The 2931-nt window shown below is 50.7% G+C and carries 1 rRNA gene; it reads left to right on the top strand.

Annotated elements, in window-relative coordinates:
• The first annotated feature begins 44 nt into the window (after positions 1 to 44).
• Positions 45 to 2920: ribosomal RNA gene (locus IW644_RS19800) — 23S ribosomal RNA — on the top strand.
• The last annotated feature ends 11 nt before the right edge of the window (positions 2921 to 2931 follow it).

The raw sequence follows: 2931 nt of genomic DNA, 5'->3' as shown, positions 1-2931 counted from the left end.
CGACATAACTTAGACAGAAGTCAAAAGGCTGTTTGGGGTTGTATGGTTAAGTGACGAAGCGTATACGGTGGATGCCTTGGCAGTTAGAGGCGATGAAGGACGTGTAAGTCTGCGAAAAGCTGTGGTGAGCCGACAAAATGCATTTGAGCCACAGATGTCCGAATGGGGAAACCCACCTATTTATAGGTATCGTTGCATGAATACATAGTGTAACGAGGCGAACGAGGGGAACTGAAACATCTAAGTACCCTTAGGAAAAGAAATCAATTGAGATTCCCCTAGTAGCGGCGAGCGAACGGGGAGCAGCCCTTAAGCTGTATTGAATGTAGTGGAATCCTTTGGGAAGAGGAGCGATACAAGGTGATAGCCCTGTACACGACGCAATCTTTACAGTGAAATCGAGTAGGTCGGGACACGTGTTATCTTGACTGAATATGGGGGGACCATCCTCCAAGGCTAAATACTCCTAACTGACCGATAGTGAACCAGTACCGTGAGGGAAAGGCGAAAAGAACCCCTGTGAGGGGAGTGAAATAGAACCTGAAACCGTATACGTACAAGCAGTGGGAGCCCTTCGGGGTGACTGCGTACCTTTTGTATAATGGGTCAGCGACTTATATTTAGTAGCAAGGTTAAGCGAATAGCGGAGCCGTAGCGAAAGCGAGTGTTAACTGCGCGTTTAGTTGCTAGGTATAGACCCGAAACCCGGTGATCTAGCCATGAGCAGGTTGAAGGTTGAGTAACATCAACTGGAGGACCGAACCCACTGACGTTGAAAAGTCAGGGGATGACTTGTGGCTGGGGGTGAAAGGCCAATCAAACCGGGAGATAGCTGGTTCTCCCCGAAATCTATTTAGGTAGAGCCTCGGACGAATTCCATTGGGGGTAGAGCACTGTTAAGGCTAGGGGGTCATCCCGACTTACCAACCCTTTGCAAACTCCGAATACCAATGAGAACTATCCGGGAGACACACGGCGGGTGCTAACGTCCGTCGTGGAGAGGGAAACAACCCAGACCGCCAGCTAAGGTCCCAAAATATTGCTAAGTGGGAAACGATGTGGGAAGGCATAGACAGCTAGGAGGTTGGCTTAGAAGCAGCCACCCTTTAAAGAAAGCGTAATAGCTCACTAGTCGAGTCGGCCTGCGCGGAAGATGTAACGGGGCTAAGCAATATACCGAAGCTGCGGCAGCATGTTTACATGCTGGGTAGGGGAGCGTTGTGTAAGTGGATGAAGGTGAGTTGTAAAGCTTGCTGGACATATCACAAGTGCGAATGCTGACATGAGTAACGATAATGGGAGTGAAAAACTCCCACGCCGGAAGACCAAGGTTTCCTGTCCCATGCTAATCAGGGCAGGGTAAGTCGGCCCCTAAGGCGAGGCAGAAATGCGTAGTCGATGGGAAACGGGTTAATATTCCCGTACTTATATAATCAGTGATGGAGGGACGGAGAAGGCTAGGCAAGCTTGGCGTTGGTTGTCCAAGTGAAAGTGCGTAGGCTGAAGACTTAGGTAAATCCGGGTTTTCAAGGCCGAGACACGAGACGAGCTCCCAAGGGAGTGAAGTTGTTGATGCCCTGCTTCCAGGAAAAGCTTCTAAACTTATGATTATATGAACCGTACCCCAAACCGACACAGGTGGTCAGGTAGAGAATACTAAGGCGCTTGAGAGAACTCGGGTGAAGGAACTCGGCAAAATTGTACCGTAACTTCGGGAGAAGGTACGCCTCTGTTTGTGAACACTTCGCGTGGTAAGCAAGTGGAGGCCGCAGTGACCAGGTGGCTGGGACTGTTTATTAAAAACACAGCACTCTGCAAACTCGTAAGAGGACGTATAGGGTGTGACACCTGCCCGGTGCCGGAAGGTTAATTGATGGGGTTAGTCCTCGGACGAAGCTCTTGATCGAAGCCCCGGTAAACGGCGGCCGTAACTATAACGGTCCTAAGGTAGCGAAATTCCTTGTCGGGTAAGTTCCGACCTGCACGAATGGTGTAACCATGGCCACGCTGTCTCCACCCGAGACTCAGTGAAATTGAAATCGCAGTGAAGATGCTGTGTACCCGCACCTAGACGGAAAGACCCCGTGAACCTTTACTACAGCTTGGCACTGAACATTGAACCTACATGTGTAGGATAGGTGGGAGGCTTTGAAGCACAGTCGCTAGATTGTGTGGAGCCGTCCTTGAAATACCACCCTTGTATGTTTGATGTTCTAACATAGGTCCCTAATCGGGATTGTGGACAGTGTCTGGTGGGTAGTTTGACTGGGGCGGTCTCCTCCCAAATAGTAACGGAGGAGCACGAAGGTTAGCTAATCACGGTCGGACATCGTGAGGTTAGTGCAATGGCATAAGCTAGCTTAACTGCGAGACAGACACGTCGAGCAGGTACGAAAGTAGGTCATAGTGATCCGGTGGTTCTGTATGGAAGGGCCATCGCTCAACGGATAAAAGGTACTCCGGGGATAACAGGCTGATACCGCCCAAGAGTTCATATCGACGGCGGTGTTTGGCACCTCGATGTCGGCTCATCACATCCTGGGGCTGAAGTCGGTCCCAAGGGTATGGCTGTTCGCCATTTAAAGTGGTACGCGAGCTGGGTTTAGAACGTCGTGAGACAGTTCGGTCCCTATCTGGTGTGGGCGTTGGATGATTGATGGGAGCTGCTCCTAGTACGAGAGGACCGGAGTGGACGAACCGCTGGTGTTCGGGTTGTGATGCCAATCGCATTGCCCGGTAGCTATGTTCGGAACGGATAACCGCTGAAAGCATCTAAGCGGGAAGCCGGCCCAAAGATGAGTCATCCCTGAACTTTAAGTTCTGGAAGGGTTGTTATAGACGATGACGTTGATAGGCAGGGTGTGGAAGCGTTGTAAGGCGTTAAGCTAACCTGTACTAATTGCCCGAGAGGCTTAACCATACAACGCCCAA

The organism is Alteromonas sp. PRIM-21 (assembly GCF_027563165.1).
GTDB classification, from domain to species: domain Bacteria; phylum Pseudomonadota; class Gammaproteobacteria; order Enterobacterales; family Alteromonadaceae; genus Alteromonas; species Alteromonas macleodii_A.
This window is presented reverse-complemented; position numbering and strand designations above follow the sequence as displayed.